This is a genomic window from Streptomyces sp. BE20, from assembly GCF_036322525.1.
GTDB lineage: Bacteria > Actinomycetota > Actinomycetes > Streptomycetales > Streptomycetaceae > Kitasatospora.
Window position 1 is genome coordinate 1 of record NZ_JAQYWW010001065.1, and the last position, 321, is coordinate 321.

Sequence of the window (321 nt, forward strand, 5' to 3'; positions counted from 1 at the left end):
GGGGGGGGGGGGGGGGGCGTGTGTTTTGGGGGGGGGGCGTACTGTTTTGTGGTATTCTGTGCGGGCGTGGTGAGGTGCGTGGGCGTTTTGTTGGGGGTGGTGGCCGGGGTGGGCGGGGGGGTTGGCATCCGCCGCTGGCTGCCCGGCGAGCGCTTTGGGCGCGGACTGCTGCGCCGCGTCCTCGGCGCCGGCCCACGCGGGGTCGTGCGCCGCCTCCACCGGAGCCAGCGCGGGCCGGGGCGCGGCGTCGCGGTCGGCGGTGGTACGGGTGGGGAGGCCGGGCGCGGCGTGGGCAGGCGCCTCGGCGACCGGGGCCTCGAC

Annotated in this window: 1 pseudogene; it reads left to right on the forward strand. The window is 78.5% G+C overall.

Features of this window, described 5'->3' with window-relative positions:
- Positions 1 to 78: 78 nt before the first annotated feature.
- Positions 79 to 321: pseudogene (locus PUR61_RS30835) on the forward strand (hypothetical protein); the annotation flags it as partial.